This is a genomic window from Sphingomonas sp. RS6 (assembly GCF_054489705.1).
In genome coordinates this window covers 556,834-573,908 of sequence record NZ_JBTMWM010000001.1, presented here as the reverse complement: position 1 = coordinate 573,908, position 17,075 = coordinate 556,834, and the positions used below count along the sequence as shown (strand labels likewise).

The following is a 17,075-nucleotide window of genomic DNA, read 5'->3' as shown; positions in this document are numbered from 1 at the left end:
CCGTCAGCGGTTGAGATCGAGCACGAAGATCGGGCCGAAATCGAGCACCTGTTTCGCGGTGGCGAGATGGAGCGAGACCGAAAGCTCGCCGGGCGCATAGTCGCGGTCGGCCGTGCCGGCGACGGGATACATCTTCCAGTCGCCGGTGACTTCGATCGGGCTACCGAACACCGGCGTATAGGGTTCCTTGGCCATCGCGACCTGCGCCGTCGCGATCCTGGCGCGATTGGCACCGGCAGGCAGCTTTTCGGCGCGCGCCCAAATGACGATGACCAGCTTGTCGCCCTTCTTCACCGGCTGGTTGAGCGGCGACAGCAGCCCGACACTGTAGGGCTGGTCCGACGCGCCGGCGATCGGCACCCGCAGCGCCCATTCGCCCTGCACCGCCTTGTCCTTGTGGATGGCGGGTTTGGTCGGCAGGCCATAGACGATGAAGCTCGACGGCTGCGGCGTGTTGATGATCTGCTTCGTGACGTCAGGCTGGGCTTGTTGCTGCGTCTGTTGCTGTGCGGGTGCCTGTTGCTGAGCGGGCGCTGCCTGGGCGGCGGCGCACAGCGCAGCCGCGACGAACCATTGTTTCATCGTCTGTCCTCCCCCTTTGTTTTGACTCGAGGCTATCCGGTTCGTTGGCACTGTCAATCGCGCGGCGGTTGACACCGGCCGGGCGTGGCCGACACATGCGCGCCATGTCGACGGTCAAGCTGCATCCGAGCTGGCTCGCGCCGCTTCAGGACGAGTTCAATCAACCCTATATGGCGGCCCTGCGCGACTATCTGCGCGCTGAGAAGGCAGCGGGGAAGCGCATCTTTCCAGCCGGCAGCGAGTGGTTTCGTGCGCTCGATCTGACGCCGCTCGATCAGGTGCGCGTCGTGATCCTGGGGCAGGATCCCTATCATGGCGAGGGTCAGGCGCATGGGCTTTGCTTTTCGGTGCGGCCCGGCGTCCGCACGCCGCCCAGCCTCGTCAACATCTACAAGGAGATGGAGGCCGATCTGGGCATTCCCCGCGCGGGCCACGGCTTTCTGGAACATTGGGCGCGGCAGGGCGTGCTGCTGCTCAATTCGGTGCTGACCGTCGAAATGGGCCGCGCCGCCGCGCATCAGGGGCGCGGGTGGGAACGGTTCACCGATGCGGTGATCCGGCTCGTCAACGCCCAGGTTGAACCGGTGGTATTCCTGCTCTGGGGCAGCCATGCGCAGAAAAAGGCGGCGTTCGTCGATTCGATCGAGCGGGGCGGGCGCCATCTGGTGCTGAAGTCGTCGCATCCGTCGCCGCTATCGGCACATGGCGGGTTTTTCGGCTCGCGGCCGTTCAGCAAGGCGAATGCGTTTCTGGAATCGCGCGGGCGGCAGCCGATCGACTGGGCGCTTCCCGCCTCGCCGGCGAGCGAGGGCTGAACGCGCCTAGCTGTGCCCGACAAGGCGATGCCGGGCATGTGGCCCGGCATCGCGATTGGGTGCTTCCGAAAGCGCGAGGCTCAGGCCGCGAGCGCCTGACCGGCGACGCTGCGGCGGCGGCGCATCGCGGCGCCGGCAAGGCCGAAGCCGCCAATCATCATGGCCCAGGCTGCCGGTTCGGGAACCGCGCCGCCCGTCGCGTCGGTGGTGAACGTCAGGCTCCAGCCACCGGCGATGGTGCCGGTATCGCCCGGAAAGACGTCGCCGACAAATAGCGTCCATGTGCCATTCGGCGATGCGCCGAAGAAGTCTGCGAATGACAGCGCGTTAGCATAGCCGATAAACTCGTAGAAGCCATAGTTGGACGGGAGATACGTGCCCGACGTGACGGGCGTGAAATCAACAAAGGACTCGGGCAACGCCGTGCTGGCATCGTCGCTGAAGGTGAGGTCGATGTTGTTCCAGTCCGTGCCTGATCCAACCTGGCTCATGAAGACGAAGCCGAGGCCCAGGTCGACGTTGAGCAGGCCGAGCACCAGATCGTCCGGATAAGTATGGCTGATGTCATTGAGGGAAAGGGTAAGACCCGTGATGTTTCCGGCGATCCCGAAAACATTGATGCTGCTGGTGACTTCGCCGGCATCGACGATGGCGATCGGATCGGGGTTCGAAACCGTCTGTGCGATTGCTGGCGTTCCAGCGAGGGCGAGCGCGCAGGCCGCGAGTAATGCTTTCATCTGGTATCCCCTGTGTTGCGCAATGGCGGCTCAGAGTCCCTCGCATGTTCGACCAAGTCAACAGGTCGTTAACCACAATTTGACAGCAAGCCGCCAATTCTGTGTCGCAGGGGCACGGCGCCGGTGGCGGATGAACCAATCGGATAGCGCAGTGTTTCGTTCGCCCGCAGTGTGGCGGGTGATGTTGGTGGTCGGTTCAGGACGCTCTGCCCGATTGACTCGCGCAGATTTAAGAACAAAATAGGAACGAAGTCTTAGCGAGTCGTCGTGCCCGATCCAGCCGCCCTTGACCAGTTACGTGCGATGCTCCGTACCATCGAAGGTACCGGATTCCGTCGCCGCCCGGTATTGCCGTTCGGCCTGGAGCGGCTCGATGCGCGGCTGGCCGATGGTGGGTTGCGGCTCGATGCGCTGCACGAGATCGCCGGCGCGACGCCCGATCTGACTGACGATTGCGCGGCCACCGCCTTTCTGGGCGGCATCGCCGCGCGCTGCTGGGGGCCGGTGCTGTGGGTGGTCCGGCGGCGCGACCTGTTCGCGCCCGGGCTGGCGCAGGTCGGGCTCGACCCAAAGCGCGTGATCTATGCCGAGGCGCGCGATGACGACGAACTGCTCGCGATCATGGAGGAGGGGCTGCGGCATCGCGGGCTCGGCGCTGTGATCGGCGAAGCGAAGCGGGTTGCCATGCCCGCCACTCGCCGGCTGCAACTGGCGGCGGAGGGCGGGCGCACGATCGCGTTGCTGCTCAAGCGCCATGCGCGCGCGGGGAGCGATCCGCTGGGGGCACCGTCTGCCGCGGTGACACGCTGGCGGATCGGCTGTGCGTCCTCGGCGCCGCTGCCGGTGGAGGGGGTCGGGCGGCCGCGCTGGGAGCTGTCGCTGGCGCGGCAACGTGGGGGGGAATCGTTCCAATTCTTGGTGGAGGCCTGCGATGCAACGGGTCGCTGCGCTCTTCCTGCCCCACTGGTCGCTCGACCGCGTGCGGCGGGCGGAGCGGCGCGTGCCGCCGCCTGAGCGGGCGCACCCTCTTTCTCCCGACTCGCCTTCCGACGATGCGCTCGCGCCCGTCCAGGCGCTTGCGGCTGCCGAGCAGGAAGCGGCCTGTTCCGTCCAGCGCGGCGGCGGCTGGCGGCCGGGCGCGCGCTGGGCGCGGGCCGCGCGCGATGCCGCCATCGCCGCGCTGCCGCCGCACCAGCGGCCGCCGATGCGCGAGCTCGGCCGGCGCAGCGAGGCGGCCGAGCCGGTCTTCAAGCGGATGCGGCCCGACGAGGGCGGGGCGATGGCGGGCGGGGTGGTGCCGCTGCCGCTGGCGGCGCGCGGGGGGGCGCCGTCCGTTGCTGTGCCCACCCCCGCCACCCCTACAGCGTCATCCCCGCGGAGGCGGGGATCCATTGACTCAGCGGTTGAAGAGGGCGCCGCGACGGCACGGCGAATGGATCCCCGCCTTCGCGGGGATGACGATGGAGGGCGGGGGGAGCGCCGGAGCAAAACGCAGGCGACGTTGGGGGATGTGGGGAAGGCTCCCCGCATCCTCTCCCGCCGCACCGGCAGCCGCAGCGAAGTCGCCGCCGCCTGCCCCGCAGCGATCACCGCGGGTATCCGCATCGGCATGGCGCTCACCCAGGCCCGCGCGTTGGTGCCCGATCTGCGCGTCGACCCCGCCGACCCGGACGGCGACCACGCCGATCTCGAACGCTTGGCGCACAGCCTCGCCCGCCGCTGGTCGCCCAGCGTCACCCTCGCCGGCGAGGACCTGCTGTTCCTCGACCTGACCGGCGTCGCCCATCTCCATGGCGGCGAGGCCCGAATGCTGCGCCGGCTGCACGCGCTGCTCGCCCGGCTGGGGTTCGCGAGCAAGATCGCCGTCGCCGATACCCCCGGTGCCGCCTGGGCCTTCGCACGCTTCCGCCCCGAGACGTTGCTGCTCTGCCCGCCCGGCGAGCATGCCGCCTGGCTCGCTCCGCTGCCGGTCGAGGCGCTGCGGCTGCAAGGCGATGCGCTCGACCTGCTCCACCGGCTCGGCGTCGACAGCATCGGCCAGCTCGCGGCGTTTCCCCGCGCGCCGCTGGTACGCCGCTTCGGTACCACGATCGCCGCGCGGCTCGACCAGGCGCTGGGCCGCATCGCCGAGCCGGTCACCCCGGTCACCCCCCCCGAGCCGATCGCGGTCACCCAGCGCTTCGCCGAGCCGATCGCCACCCCCGAGGCGATCGCCCACTGGCTGGGCGATCTCGTCCACCGCCTCGCCGGAGCGCTGGCGGAGGCGGGGCAGGGCGCGCGCCGGATCGGGCTGGTCGCCGATCGGGTCGATGGCGTGCCGCAGCGGATCGGCATCGGCCTTGCCCGCGCCAGCCGAGATCCAGCGCATCTGCTCCGCCTGCTCGCGCGCCGGATCGACCAGATCGAACCCGGCTATGGCCTAGACGCGATGACGCTGCATTTGCTGCGCAGCGAACCGCTTGGGAGCCTGCCGGTGGACGAGCGGCTCGATGCCGAGACGGCGCCCGATCTCGCCCCGCTGATCGACACGCTGGCGACGCGGATCGGCATGGCGCGGCTGTGGCGGATGCGGCCGGTGGAAAGCGACGTACCCGAACGCTCGGCCGCAGCACTCCCGCCCCTCGACCCGCCGGAGCGCGAAGCCCCGCCGATGAAGGCCGACGATGTCCGCCAGCTGGACCGGAACGCCCCGCTGCCGCCCTGGCATCCGGATTGGCCGCGCCCGATTCGCCTGCTCCGCCGGCCCGAGCGGCTGGACTTCGTCGTCGCCGAACTGCCCGACCAGCCGCCGCGCCGCTTCACCTGGCGGGGGGAGCGGCACGAGGTGGTCCGCGCCGACGGGCCCGAGCGCATCCATGGCGAATGGTGGAAGCGCGCGACCGAGACGCATGCCACGCGCGACTATTTCCGCGTCGAGGACGAGCGCGGCCGCCGCTACTGGTTGTTCCGCCAGGGCGATGGCGAGCGCAGCGTGACCGGTGATCTCAGCTGGTACCTCCACGGCCTGTTCGGGTGAGCGCGATGTACAGCGAACTCCAGGTCACCAGCCATTATTCCTTCCTGCGCGGCGCCTCCGCGCCTTCCGAGCTGTTCGAGGCGGCGGCGGCGTTCGGCATGCCCGCGCTCGGCATCACCGATCACAACAGCGTCGGCGGCATCGTCCGCGGGCTGGTCGCGGCGGAGGAGACCGGCGTGCGCCTGGTCACCGGCTGCCGGCTGGATCTGACCGACGGCAGCGGCGTGCTGGCCTGGCCCGAGGATCTGGCCGCCTGGTCGCGGCTCACCCGGCTGCTCAGCATCGGCAAGGCGCGCGCTGATGCGCAGCATGGCGAGAAGGGGCAGTGCTTCCTCCATTGGGAAGACGTGGCCGGCCATGCGGACGGCCTCGTCGCCGCGTTGGTGCCCGGCATGGCGGACAGCGGCGACCCGGCCGCGCTGCGCTGGATGGCGGATGTGTTCGGGGAGCGCGGTCATGTCACGCTCACCCGTCATCGCCGTCCGCAGGAGGCAGTTCGGCTGCACGGGCTGGCAGAGGCCGCCGCCGCGCATGGCCTGACCCCGCTCGCCACCGGCGACGTGCTCTACCACCATCCCGACCGGCGGATGCTGCACGACGTGATGACCGCGATCCGCCACACCACAACCGTGGACGATCTCGGCTTCCGTCGCGCCCGCAGCGCCGACCGGCACCTCAAGCCCCCGCACGAAATGGCGCGCCGCTTCGCCGCCTGGCCCGAGGCGCTGCAGGCAGTCGAGGCGGTGGTCGAACGGTGCAGTTTCAATCCCCGCGAGCTCAGCAAGCTCTATCGCTATCCGGACGAAGTGGTGATGTCCGGCCGCAGCCCGCAGGCGGCGCTGGCCAAGCTGGCCCGCGATGCGCTCGCCGCGAAATTCCCGGAAGGGCCGCCGCCCGCCTATGCCGAACTGCTCGAGAAGGAACTGCGGCTGGTCGATACGTTCGGCTACGCGCCCTATTTCCTCACCGTCCATTCGATCGTCCGCTATGCTCGCGCGCAGGAGATCCTGTGCCAGGGGCGCGGCAGCGCGGCCAATTCGCTGATCTGCTTCCTGCTCGGCGTCACCTCGATCGACCCGGTGGTGCATAAATTGCTGTTCGAGCGGTTCATCTCCGAGGACCGCGACGAGCCCCCCGATATCGACGTCGATTTCGAGCATGAGCGGCGCGAGGAAGTGATCCAGTGGATCTACGAGACCTATGGCGCCCGCCATGCCGCACTCACCGCCGTGGTCAGCCGCTATCGTACAAGGGGGGCGGTGCGCGAGGTCGGCAAGGCGCTGGGGTTGCCCGAGGACGTCACCGCAGGGCTGGCGGGGCAGGTCTGGGGCTGGTCCAACGAAGGGGTGAGCGAGGCCGATGCCGCCGCGCTCAACCTCGACGCCAGCGAGCCGCGGCTGGCGCTGACGCTCGACCTTGCCCGCCAACTGATCGGTACCCCGCGGCACCGCTCGCAGCATCCCGGCGGCTTCGTGTTGGCCCAGGCCAATCTCGACGAGATCGTGCCGATCGAGCCGGCGGCGATGGTCGACCGGCGGGTGATCGAATGGGAGAAGGACGATATCGAGACGCTCGGCCTGATGAAGGTCGACATTCTCGGGCTCGGCATGCTCGGCTGCATGCGGCGCGCGTTCGATCTGCTCGAGCAGCACAAGGGCGTGAAGCTGACGCTCGCTTCGGATGCGATGCAGGATGATGATCCGGCCACCTTCGCGATGATCCAGAAGGCCGACACGCTCGGCACCTTCCAGATCGAGAGTCGCGCCCAGATGTCGATGCTGCCGCGACTGAAGCCACGGGAATTCTACGACCTCGTCATCCAGGTCGCGATCGTCCGGCCGGGGCCGATCCAGGGTGACATGGTCCACCCGTATCTCCGCCGGCGCGAGGGCAGGGAGAAGGTCGAGTATCCGAGCGAGGAACTGAAGGAAGTGCTGGAAAAGACCTTCGGTGTGCCGCTGTTCCAGGAACAGGCGATGAAAGTCGCCATCAAAGGGGCGGGCTTCAAGCCGGCCGAAGCCGATGCGCTGCGTCGGGCGATGGCGACGTTCAAGTCGACCGGCGGCGTCACCCATTTCAAGGAGAAGATGATCAGCGGGATGCTGAAGAAAGGCTACACGCAAGATTTTGCCGAGCGAACCTTCAAGCAGATCGAGGGGTTCGGCAGCTATGGCTTTCCCGAGAGCCACGCGGCGAGCTTCGCCAAGATCGCCTATGCGTCGAGCTGGATGAAGTGCCACCATCCCGACATTTTCTGTGCGGCGCTGCTCAACGCACAGCCGATGGGGTTTTACGCGCCCGCGCAGATCGTCCGCGATGCTCGAGAGCATGGGGTCGAGGTGCGCGCGGTGTGCGTCAACGACAGCGAGTGGGATACGCGGGTATTACAATCCTCCCCGGAACGGGGAGGGGGACCGCCGCCGAAGGCGGTGGTGGAGGGGGAGCCCGACAAGGGAATCCGGTGTGGAGCCCCCCCTCCACCATGTGCTGGCGCACATGGTCCCCCTCCCCGTGCCGGGGAGGATCTTGGGTTGCTCCCCCTTCGCCTCGGTCTGCGCGTCGTGCAGGGGCTCTCCGCTCGCGATACCGATGCGATCCTCGCCGCGCGCGCGGAACGCCCCTTCGCCTCGATCGAAGACGTCTGGCGGCGCGCTCGCGTCTCGCCCGCGGCATTGGAGAAGCTTGCCCACGCCGATGCATTCCGCTGTTTCGGGCAGGACCGCCGTCAGGCGCTCTGGGCGATCAAGGCGCTCGACCAGGCGCCGCTGCCGCTGTTCGCCGGGATCGAGGGGCCGATTCAGGCCGCCGAGCCGGCGGTCACACTCACCCCGCTCACCGCCGGGCGCGAGGTGGTGGAGGATTATCGCGCCACCCAGCTGAGCCTGCGCGCGCACCCGCTCCACTTCCTCCGCGGTACGCTCGCCGCGCGGCGGATCCGCCCGTGCGGCGACCTCAAGATGCTCAAGGACGGCGCCCGGGTGGAGGTGGCGGGGATCGTGCTCGTCCGCCAGAAGCCGGGCAGCGCCAAGAGCATCTTCCTCACGCTCGAGGACGAGACCGGCATCGCCAATGCGATCGTCTGGCCGGCGCGCTTCGCGCTTTACCGCCCGATCATCCTCGCCGCGCCGATGATTTCCGTGCATGGACGCCTCCAGCGCGAGGGCGAGGTGCTGCACCTGATCGCCGAGACGATCACCGACCTGACCGAGCTGCTGCGCAGTGTCGGCGCGCTCGACCTGCCGCGGATGACGATGCCCGGCGACGGCGCGACGCATGGCGGCACGATCGACTCGCGCGACCGCAAGGTCACCCGGTCGAGCGACCCCGCCCACGCCTATCCCAGGCAGCGCACGCCCGAGAGCTGGCCGTCGCGGCGCGAGGACATCATCCCCATCAAGTCGCACGATTTCCACTGACGGCCGATCCGGCACCGCGGCGCCGGATCGAGCCCCCGCTTACGCCGCCGGCTTCAGATAGCCGTGCATTCCCAGCCAGCGCGAAAACGCATCGAACCAGCCGGTGCTGGTCGTAGTCTTTTGATACATGCCGAAGCCGTGGCCACCCTGTTCGTAGAGGTGGAATTCGATCGGGCGCTTCGCCGCGCGCCAGCTTTCGATCAGCCCGAAATTGCCCCCGCCCATCAACGGATCGTCCGCCGCCAGCGCCACGAAAAGCGGTGGTGCACCCGCCGGCACGGTCACCGGCGCCAGCGATCCATAGATGGTGCCGATAAACGCCGGCGCAGCATCGCCGCCGGACAGCGTGGTCGCCATCGTCAGCATCGCGCCGGCCGAAAAGCCGATCATCCCGATCCGATCGCGATCGACATGCCATTCGTCCGCGCGCTTGCGGACCAACGCGAAGGCGGCGCGGGCATCGGCGATCTGCGGGGCAAGGCCCGCCACCGCCGCGTCGGGCGACGGTCGCGGCCGGCGGGCGACGCCCGAGAACATGTCGCGCATCGATTGTTCGAACGCCGCCATTTCCTGCGGCGTCTGACGAAGCCGGTATTTGAGCACGAATGCGGCCACGCCCTGCGCCGCCAGCGCGCGGGCGACATCCCAGCCTTCATTTTCCATCGACAGCGTCATGAAACCGCCGCCCGGCGCCACGATCACGGCCGCCCCGGTTGCCTTGGCCGGATCGGGCAGGAACGGCGTCAGCGTCGCGATGGTGACATTGCGGGCGAAGACGCTGCCATATTGGCTGTGCCACGATTCCGACGCGGTCGCATCGGGCAGCGGACCGGTGCCGAGTTCGATCGCGGTCGGCTGTGCCGGGATCGGGATCTGCACCATCTTGTCGTTCTGGGCGTGCGCCGATGGGATCGAACAGACGGCTGCAAGCGCCGCCAGGCACGTGCCGAGCTCCCGTCGCCATTGCTGTCGCCGCGTCTTTAGAGCCTTGTTCCGCATCATCCTCTCCCTGTGTTTACTCGGATTATTCCTCGTTCGCTGCCGGCGGGGCGGTCACCCCGGCCTCGGTCTGGCGGACCGGCTGCATCGTGCCGTCCGGATTGTATCGAAGATGCTCCGCGGTCACCGCTCGCCGCCCAAGCGCGCCGCCGACCCCGTCGATCGACAGCGTCGCGTTGTGCAGGAAGAGATACCAGTCGCCCTTGAACGCGGCGATCCCCGGATGGATGGTGAAGCTGCCCCTGGCCGAACCGGTCAATTCGCCGCGATAGGTCCAGGGACCACGGATCGATGATGCCGTGGCATAGGACACGCGCTCATCCTTGTGCGTCGAGCGATCGAGCGACGCATAGGTGAGGTAATAGAGCCCTTCCCGCTTGTGCAGCCAGGGGCCCTCCTCGAAATTCGGCGGGGTGATCTCGGTGATCGGCCCATCGATCTCGATCATGTTGGGCTTGAGCCGGGCGATATAGCATTGGCGATTGCCCCACGCGATCCAACTGGTGCCATCATCGTCGGTGAGGACCGTCGGATCGATGTCTTCCCAGCTGTGCGTGCCCTTGGGCGTCATTTCGTTGGTGATCAGCGCCGCGCCCTTGGCGTCGACGAACGGCCCTGTCGGGCTGTCCGACACAGCCACGGCGATCGCCTTGCCGGGGTGGCTCGCATCATGCTCGACCGCCGCATAGAGCCAGAATTTTCCATTCTTCCGAACGACCTGCGATGCCCAGGCGTCCTGCTTGGCCCATTTGAAGTCGGACACCTTCATGATCGGGCCGTGCGCGGTCCATTGGCGCATGTCGCTGGTCGAATAGACCAGCCACTCGCGCATGTTGAACATCTCGCCCGGCTTCGCCTCGTCATGGCCGACATAGAGGTACAGCCGGTCGTCGACGACGAGCGGCGCCGGATCGGCCGTGAAGGCATCGCGGAACAGCGGGTTGGCGCCCGGCACCGGCACCTGATCCTGTGCAGCGGCAGGCCAGGCGAGCAACATCGCGCCAATCGCCATCGCCTGCCATCGAAGCGCCGTCATCACCCCTCCCGCCTTTTTGTCGATATTTACTCCTACTAAATCAACGGTCAAGCGTGCGAAGAAGCGATCATCCGGCCACTTGCTGCTCGATCGTGCCGAAGATCGGATGCCGCTTCTCGTCTTCCATCCAGATGCGGACTGTGTCGCCGCTGCGGAGGAACGGTGTTTCGGGCTTGCCGTTCCGGATCGTCTCGATCGTGCGAAGCTCGGCGATGCAGCTATAGCCGACGCCGCCTTCGGCAACGGGCCGGCCGGGGCCGCCATCGGCATCGCGGTTGGAGACGGTTCCCGATCCGATGATCGTGCCGGCGCCCAGCGCCCGGGTCTTGGCGGCATGGGCGATCAGCGTGCCGAAGTCGAAAGTCATGTCGACCCCGGCATCGGCCCGCCCGAAGGGCTTGCCGTTCAGATCGACCATCAACGTGCCGCTCAGCTTGCCGTCGCGCCAGCGGTCGCCCAGCGCATCCGGCGTCACGAACACCGGCGAAAAAGTGCTGGCCGGTTTGGACTGGAAGAAGCCGAAGCCCTTGGCGAGTTCGCCGGGGATCAGGTTGCGCAACGATACGTCGTTGGTCAGTCCGACCAGGCGAATCGCCGCGATGGCCTCGTCCTGGCTGGCGCCCAGCGGCACATCGCCGGTCACCACCACCACCTCGGCTTCCAGGTCGCAGCCCCAGGCCTCGTCCTTCAGCGGAATCGGATCGCGCGGCCCGAGAAACCCGTCGGACCCACCCTGATACATCAGCGGATCGTGCCAGAAGCTGTCGGGCATTTCGGCGCTGCGCGCCTGCCGCACCAGCGCGACGTGGTTCACATAGGCCGATCCGTCCGCCCATTGATAGGCGCGCGGCAATGGCGCGGCGGCGTTGCGCTCGTGAAAGCGCATCATCGGAATCACTTCATGTTCCAGGTCCGTCGCCAGGTTGCGCAGCGCCGGTTCGAGCCTCTCCCAGTCGTCGAGCGCGGCTTGCAGCGTCGGCGCGATCGTCGTGGCGTCGGCGCACCAGGCAAGATCGTTCGAGACCACGACCAGGGCACCGTCACGACCCCGTTTCAAGCTGGCGAGTTTCATGCGTCCATCTCCTTGTCGCAACGGGCATAGAACAACGCGCATCGGTGCGGAACCGTTTGGCCGACAAAACAATTGTCGCCCGCGAGTTGACTCGAACCCCCCGGACCATCATCGCTTGTACATGGCCTCTCCGCTGCGCTTTCTGGATCACGGCGGCGACATGGCTGCCAGGATCCAGGCATTCGATTGGGGCAGCCACCCGTTCGGGCCGCCCGCGACCTGGCCCGAGCAGTTGCGCGTCATGGTCGACATGGCGCTGGCGTCCAGCTTTCCCACCGCGATCTACTGGGGCCCCGAGCTTCGCCTGATCTACAACGATGCCTGGGCGCACATCCCGGCCGATCGCCACCCCTGGGCGCTTGGTCGACCGGGGGCCGAGGTGTGGTCTGAAATCTGGGACGTGGTTGGCGCGCAGATGGCGGAGGTGTTCGCCACCGGGCGCGGGACGGCGAGCTACGATCAGCTGCTGCGGATGGCCAGAGACGGCGTGCAGCGTGACACCTGGTGGAACTACAGCCTGACACCTATTCGGGATGGCGAGGGCAATATCCTCGGCATTCTCAACCAGGGCAACGAAACCACCCGGGCCGTGCTTGCCGAGCGTAGCCAGCAGGCCGAGGTCGAGCGGCTTCGCGACTATTTTCAGCAGGCCCCCGGCGCGATCGCGCTGCTGGAGGGACCGCAGCATGTGTTTGCGGTGGCCAATCCGGCCTATCTCGATCTTGTCGGCCGGACCGACATCGTCGGGAAACGGGTTGCCGATGCGTTGCCCGAGGTCGCTGCCCAAGGCTATGTCGAGGTGCTGGACGAGGTCTATCGTACCGGGCGCGCGCATCGTGCGCTGGAGCAGGAAGTGTTTCTGCAACGCCAGGCGGATGGCGAGCCCGAGTGCCGAATTCTCGATTTCGTGTTTCAGCCGATCCATAACGGCAACAGCGCGCCGACCGGAATCTTCATCGCCGCGACCGACATTACCGAACGCGCACTTGCCGAACGCGCGCTGCGCCGTAGCGAGGAGCGATTGCAGCTCGCGCTCGATGCGACGGCGGGGCTTGGCACCTGGGACTGGACGGCGGAGAGCGGCACGATCAGCGGTGACGGCCGCTTCGCCAAGCTGTTCGGCATCGAGCCCGATCGGGTGGGTGTCGGCATCGCCTTCGCGCGTGCGCTCAGGTTCGTATATGGCCCGGATCGTGCCGCGCTGGTCGCCGCGATGCGTCATGCTGTGCGGACGCGCGACCCGCTCTCGGTCGAATTCCGCATCGTTCGGAGCGACGGCGAGGTCCGGTGGCTGCTGACGCAGGGGCGAAGCATCCACGACGATGCGGGCCGCCCGGTTCGTTTTCCCGGCGTGAGCCTGGACATCACCACGCGAAAGGCGGCCGAGGAGGCGGTCGAGCGCATGGCGTCCGAGCTGCAGCAGGCAACCGATACCCAGTCGTTCCTCCACGGGCTCGCCGAGCGGCAACGTAGCCTCGACACACCCGACGCGATCATGCGGCTCGCGGCTGCCGAGATCGGCGAGCGGCTGAAGCTGGATCGCGTTGGCTTCTATCGCGTGCAAGGCGACACGATCCATCACGGTTTCGGCTGGAGCAACGGCGTGCTACCGACGCTCGAGGGCGCAATGCCCATCGATGCGGTCCAGCCGCTTGTCGACGACTATCGTCGGGGCCGAACGGTCGTGCTCGAAGACAGCGGCGCAACCTACCCCGACTCGCTGCTCAGTCGCGTCTCTCCATCCGCGATCGGCGTGCCGTTGCTGCGCGGCGGCCAGTGGGTGGCGACCTTCTATGCCAATTGCGCCACGACTCGCCCCTGGGGTGCGGAGGAAGTCGCCTTTGTCGAGACGGTCGTCGAATCGACCTGGGACGCGGTCGAGCGTGCCGATGCCGTCCAGGCGCTCCGGGCAAGCGAGGAGAAGTTCCGCGCCATCGCCAATTCGATCGATCCGATGGTGTGGTCGACGCGGCCGGACGGATTCCACGACTATTTCAACGATCGGTGGTACGAATTCACCGGCGTCCCGCGCGGCGCCACCGACGGCGCGGCCTGGAGCGAAGTGTTCCACCCCGACGACCGCAGCCGTAGCGCACGGCTATGGGCGCAGTGTCTGGCGACCGGCGAGCCCTATCACATCGAATACCGGCTGCGGCACCATTCGGGCGTGTACCGCTGGGTGCTCGGTCGCGCCCAGCCGGTTCGCGACGATTCCGGGCGGATCATCCGCTGGTTCGGCACCTGCACCGACATTCAGGAAATCGTCGACGCGCGCGAAGTCCTAGCGCGCTCGCGCGAGGAGCTGGAGGCCGAGATCCGCCAGCGCACCGCGCAGCTGATGACCGCCGAGGCGCAGTTGCGCCAGGCCCAGAAGATGGAGGCGGTGGGCCAGCTGACCGGCGGTATCGCGCATGATTTCAATAACATGCTCGCCGTGGTGATCGGCGCGCTCGATCTGATGGAACGGCGGCTGGCGCAGGGGCGGGCCGATGTGGAGCGCTATCTGGTCGCGGCGCGCGACGGCGCTTCGCGCGCCGCGGCGCTGACGCAGCGGCTGCTCGCCTTTTCCCGCCAGCAGCCGTTGGCACCGGTGCCGCTCGACACCGGCGAGATGCTGAGCGGCATGATCGAATTGCTGGTGCGTGTGCTAGGCGAGCGGATCACGATCGAAACGGCGTTTCACGACGATACTCGCGCCGTGGTCGCCGATCGCAACCAGCTCGAGAATGTGGTGCTCAACCTGGCGGTCAATGCCCGCGACGCCATGACGAGCGGGGGCACGCTGTCGATCGAGACCCGGAATCGGTTGATCGAGGGCGATCAGGCCGCGCGCTACGAAATCGCGGCCGGCGACTATGTCGAGATCGCAATCCGCGACACCGGCATCGGCATGCCGCCGGACATCGTCCAGCGCGCGTTCGATCCGTTCTTCACCACAAAGGGGGTGGGCAAGGGCACCGGCCTCGGGCTCAGCCAGGTCTTTGGTTTTGCCCGCCAGTCGGGCGGCCATGTCGGGATCGAAAGCTTCGAAGGGCAGGGCACGACGGTGCGGATGTGGCTGCCCGCGAGCGCGATGCCGGTCGCCGCAACCGCCACGCCGCTGGCCGCGGATACGCTGCCCCGTGCCCGGCCCGGCGAAGCGGTGCTCGTCGTCGAGGATGAGGACCGGGTTCGCGGGTTTTCGGTCGAGGCGCTTCGCGAGCTTGGCTATGGCGTCAGCTTCGCGCGCGACGGGGTCGAGGCGCTGCGAATGCTCGATCGGCAACAGTCGGTGTCGTTGCTGTTCAGCGACGTGGTGATGCCCGAAATGGGCGGTCGCGAACTGGCAGCGCGCGCGCGTGCGCAATGCCCGGGGCTGCGCGTGCTGCTCACCAGTGGCTATGTGCCGGACGGCCAGCAGCCCGAGGATGAGACGATTCTCGCGAAACCGTTCGACATCGTCCGGCTGGCCAATGCCGTTCGCCAGGCGCTCGACGCCTGATCTTTCCAGCCGGTGCCGTGCCGGGCCTTGACGACGGCGCCCGCTTTCGCCATTCGCCGCCCCGGCTGCGGGCACATGATCGCCCGGCCATCTGATCCGCCCGGTCGCCGAGTCCTGTCGAAGGGCGGCCTGGGTCCGCCCCGGCAGGCGGAGAAGTTGTATTCATGGCTAATGTTGCAGTGATCGGCGCCCAGTGGGGCGATGAGGGCAAGGGCAAGATCGTCGACTGGCTCGCCGAGCGTGCCGACGTGGTCGTGCGCTTCCAGGGCGGGCACAATGCCGGCCACACGCTGGTGATCGGTGAAAAGGTCTACAAGCTCTCGCTGCTCCCCTCGGGCATCGTCCGTGGGACGCCGAGCGTGATCGGCAACGGCGTGGTGCTCGATCCCTGGGCACTCAAGGCCGAGGTGGAGAAGCTGCGCGAGCAGGGTGTCGACGTGACCCCGGACACGCTCAAGATCGCCGATACCTGCCCGCTGATCCTGCCATTCCACCGCGATCTCGATGCGCTTCGCGAGGACGCGAGCGGCGCAGGCAAGATCGGCACCACCCGTCGCGGCATCGGCCCGGCCTATGAGGACAAGGTCGGCCGCCGCGCGATCCGCGTCTGTGATCTCGCTAATCTCGATTCGATTCAGCCGCAGGTCGATCGTCTCGCCGCGCACCATGATGCGCTGCTCGCCGGCTTTGGCCAGCCGCCGATCAACCGCGAGGGGCTGCTGAACGAGCTGCGCGAGATTGCGGGCTTCGTGCTGCCCTTCGTCCAGCCGGTGTGGAAGATGCTCAACGAGGCGCGGTCGCGCGGCCGCCGCATCCTGTTCGAAGGCGCGCAGGGCGTGCTGCTCGACATCGACCATGGCACCTATCCGTTCGTCACCTCGTCCAACACCGTGTCGGGTACTGCGGCGAGCGGCAGCGGCATGGGGCCGGGGGCGGTGGGCTTCGTGCTCGGGATCGCCAAGGCCTATACCACCCGCGTCGGTTCGGGCCCGTTCCCGACCGAGCAGGATAACGACGTGGGCGAACGGCTCGGCACGCGCGGGCATGAGTTCGGCACCGTCACCGGGCGCAAGCGCCGGTGCGGCTGGCTGGATGCGGTGCTGCTGCGCCAGTCGGTCGCGGTCTCGGGCATTACCGGCATCGCGCTGACCAAGCTGGACGTGCTTGACGGGTTCGAGGAGATCCAGGTCTGCACCGGCTATCGGCTGAACGGTGAGGTTCTGGATTACTACCCCGCCAGCGCGCCGGACCAGGCGGCGGTGGAGCCGATCTACGAGACGATGGAAGGCTGGTCCGAATCGACCTTCGGCGCGCGCAGCTGGGCCGATCTGCCGGCGCAGGCGATCAAATATATCCGTCGCGTCGAAGAGCTGATCCAGTGCCCGGTGGCGCTGGTTTCCACTAGCCCCGAGCGTGACGACACCATCCTCGTCCGCGATCCCTTCGCCGACTGAACCGCGCGGACGCTAACAGGGGCGGCGCACCTGCACCGCCCCTGCAGCGTTCCGCCGAACGCACCCCTGATCAACACCCGAGCGGGTGCTCAACACGGGCCCGCATGTCGGATCAATCGGGCTTGCGCGCCTTCGGACGGTCCGCCGATTCGCCCGGCGTCATGGCATCATCCTGCCCCGGCTCGGCCTGGGTGGTGCCTTCGTCGTCGGTCGTCGTGCGGGGCTCGGTCGTCGTCGACGAATCGGGGGTGGGCATCGTCGTCGTCGCATCAGGCTGCGTCGGCGGCGTGTTCGCATCCGGTGTCGGCATGGTCGTCTGATCCGCCGGCGGCGGCATCGTCTGATCCTGCGGAGTCGTTTGTGCGAACGCCGCGGGGGCGGCAACAAGAGCGGCGGCAGAGATCAACAATTTCATGTACATAATGTGCGTCCTTGGTCAGTTTCCAAGAACCCATTAACGCCGCTTC

Annotated in this window: 12 protein-coding genes; 6 read left to right on the top strand and 6 right to left on the bottom strand. The window is 67.8% G+C overall.

The genetic code is table 11. From position 1 onward, the window contains the following. Positions 1–3: 3 nt before the first annotated feature. The gene (locus tag ACX40Y_RS02665; RefSeq protein ID WP_459117983.1) at positions 4–582 is read right to left on the bottom strand and encodes a hypothetical protein; all 579 of its coding nucleotides are present in this window, start codon (positions 580–582) and stop codon (positions 4–6) included. A 104-nt stretch (positions 583–686) separates the two neighbouring features. Here ACX40Y_RS02665 and ung point away from each other — a divergent pair, with 104 nt between their 5' ends. Continuing rightward, positions 687–1,397, top strand: a complete 711-nt coding sequence (gene ung, locus ACX40Y_RS02660; RefSeq protein ID WP_459117982.1) for a uracil-DNA glycosylase — start codon at positions 687–689, stop codon at positions 1,395–1,397. A gap of 80 nt (positions 1,398–1,477) precedes the next feature. Here ung and ACX40Y_RS02655 read toward each other — a convergent pair whose 3' ends face one another. Then, the gene (locus tag ACX40Y_RS02655; protein ID WP_459117981.1) at positions 1,478–2,134 is read right to left on the bottom strand and encodes a PEPxxWA-CTERM sorting domain-containing protein; all 657 of its coding nucleotides are present in this window, start codon (positions 2,132–2,134) and stop codon (positions 1,478–1,480) included. A 303-nt stretch (positions 2,135–2,437) separates the two neighbouring features. Here ACX40Y_RS02655 and ACX40Y_RS02650 point away from each other — a divergent pair, with 303 nt between their 5' ends. The 3 genes from ACX40Y_RS02650 to ACX40Y_RS02640 are packed head-to-tail and all read left to right on the top strand — an operon-like array spanning position 2,438 to position 8,566. Next, entirely contained in the window at positions 2,438–3,148 is a 711-nt protein-coding gene (locus ACX40Y_RS02650) for an ImuA family protein (protein WP_459117980.1), read from the top strand. Then, positions 3,066–5,150, top strand: coding sequence for a Y-family DNA polymerase (locus tag ACX40Y_RS02645; RefSeq protein ID WP_459117979.1), 2,085 nt, complete (start codon positions 3,066–3,068; stop codon positions 5,148–5,150). The genes ACX40Y_RS02650 and ACX40Y_RS02645 overlap by 83 nt, the downstream gene beginning before the upstream one ends. Positions 5,151–5,155: 5 nt before the next feature. Continuing rightward, a complete protein-coding gene (locus tag ACX40Y_RS02640) occupies positions 5,156–8,566 on the top strand; it encodes an error-prone DNA polymerase (RefSeq protein ID WP_459117978.1) in 3,411 nt (1,136 codons plus the stop codon). Positions 8,567–8,605: 39 nt separating this feature from the next. Here the strand turns inward: ACX40Y_RS02640 and ACX40Y_RS02635 are convergent, their stop codons facing one another. The 3 genes from ACX40Y_RS02635 to ACX40Y_RS02625 form a co-directional block, all read right to left on the bottom strand. Then, entirely contained in the window at positions 8,606–9,565 is a 960-nt protein-coding gene (locus ACX40Y_RS02635) for an alpha/beta hydrolase (RefSeq protein WP_459117977.1), read from the bottom strand. A gap of 25 nt (positions 9,566–9,590) precedes the next feature. Continuing rightward, on the bottom strand, positions 9,591–10,601 hold the full coding sequence (locus tag ACX40Y_RS02630) for a glycoside hydrolase family 43 protein (RefSeq protein ID WP_459117976.1): 1,011 nt from the start codon (positions 10,599–10,601) through the stop codon (positions 9,591–9,593). Between the two features lie 67 nt (positions 10,602–10,668). Further along, positions 10,669–11,673, bottom strand: coding sequence for a fumarylacetoacetate hydrolase family protein (locus ACX40Y_RS02625; RefSeq protein WP_459117975.1), 1,005 nt, complete (start codon positions 11,671–11,673; stop codon positions 10,669–10,671). Between the two features lie 160 nt (positions 11,674–11,833). On the opposite strand from ACX40Y_RS02625, the gene ACX40Y_RS02620 reads away from it, so the two are divergent. Both ACX40Y_RS02620 and ACX40Y_RS02615 read left to right on the top strand, forming a co-directional pair. Continuing rightward, positions 11,834–15,154 carry a PAS domain S-box protein gene (locus ACX40Y_RS02620; protein WP_459117974.1) on the top strand — a complete coding sequence of 1,107 codons (3,321 nt, stop codon included), beginning with the start codon at positions 11,834–11,836 and terminating at the stop codon, positions 15,152–15,154. Between the two features lie 164 nt (positions 15,155–15,318). Next, entirely contained in the window at positions 15,319–16,608 is a 1,290-nt protein-coding gene (locus ACX40Y_RS02615; RefSeq protein ID WP_459117973.1) for an adenylosuccinate synthase, read from the top strand. Between the two features lie 112 nt (positions 16,609–16,720). Here ACX40Y_RS02615 and ACX40Y_RS02610 read toward each other — a convergent pair whose 3' ends face one another. After that, positions 16,721–16,945: a hypothetical protein gene (locus ACX40Y_RS02610; RefSeq protein ID WP_459117972.1), complete on the bottom strand. Its 225-nt coding sequence runs from the start codon at positions 16,943–16,945 to the stop codon at positions 16,721–16,723. Positions 16,946–17,075 lie beyond the last annotated feature (130 nt).

Coding starts and splice junctions, on each gene's coding strand:
- ACX40Y_RS02665 (WP_459117983.1), bottom strand. CDS start 582: ATGAAACAATGGTTCGTCGCGGCTGCGCTGTGCGCCGCCGCCCAGGCA.
- ung (WP_459117982.1), top strand. CDS start 687: ATGTCGACGGTCAAGCTGCATCCGAGCTGGCTCGCGCCGCTTCAGGAC.
- ACX40Y_RS02655 (WP_459117981.1), bottom strand. CDS start 2,134: ATGAAAGCATTACTCGCGGCCTGCGCGCTCGCCCTCGCTGGAACGCCA.
- ACX40Y_RS02650 (WP_459117980.1), top strand. CDS start 2,438: ATGCTCCGTACCATCGAAGGTACCGGATTCCGTCGCCGCCCGGTATTG.
- ACX40Y_RS02645 (WP_459117979.1), top strand. CDS start 3,066: ATGCAACGGGTCGCTGCGCTCTTCCTGCCCCACTGGTCGCTCGACCGC.
- ACX40Y_RS02640 (WP_459117978.1), top strand. CDS start 5,156: ATGTACAGCGAACTCCAGGTCACCAGCCATTATTCCTTCCTGCGCGGC.
- ACX40Y_RS02635 (WP_459117977.1), bottom strand. CDS start 9,565: ATGCGGAACAAGGCTCTAAAGACGCGGCGACAGCAATGGCGACGGGAG.
- ACX40Y_RS02630 (WP_459117976.1), bottom strand. CDS start 10,601: ATGACGGCGCTTCGATGGCAGGCGATGGCGATTGGCGCGATGTTGCTC.
- ACX40Y_RS02625 (WP_459117975.1), bottom strand. CDS start 11,673: ATGAAACTCGCCAGCTTGAAACGGGGTCGTGACGGTGCCCTGGTCGTG.
- ACX40Y_RS02620 (WP_459117974.1), top strand. CDS start 11,834: ATGGCTGCCAGGATCCAGGCATTCGATTGGGGCAGCCACCCGTTCGGG.
- ACX40Y_RS02615 (WP_459117973.1), top strand. CDS start 15,319: ATGGCTAATGTTGCAGTGATCGGCGCCCAGTGGGGCGATGAGGGCAAG.
- ACX40Y_RS02610 (WP_459117972.1), bottom strand. CDS start 16,945: ATGCCGCCGCCGGCGGATCAGACGACCATGCCGACACCGGATGCGAAC.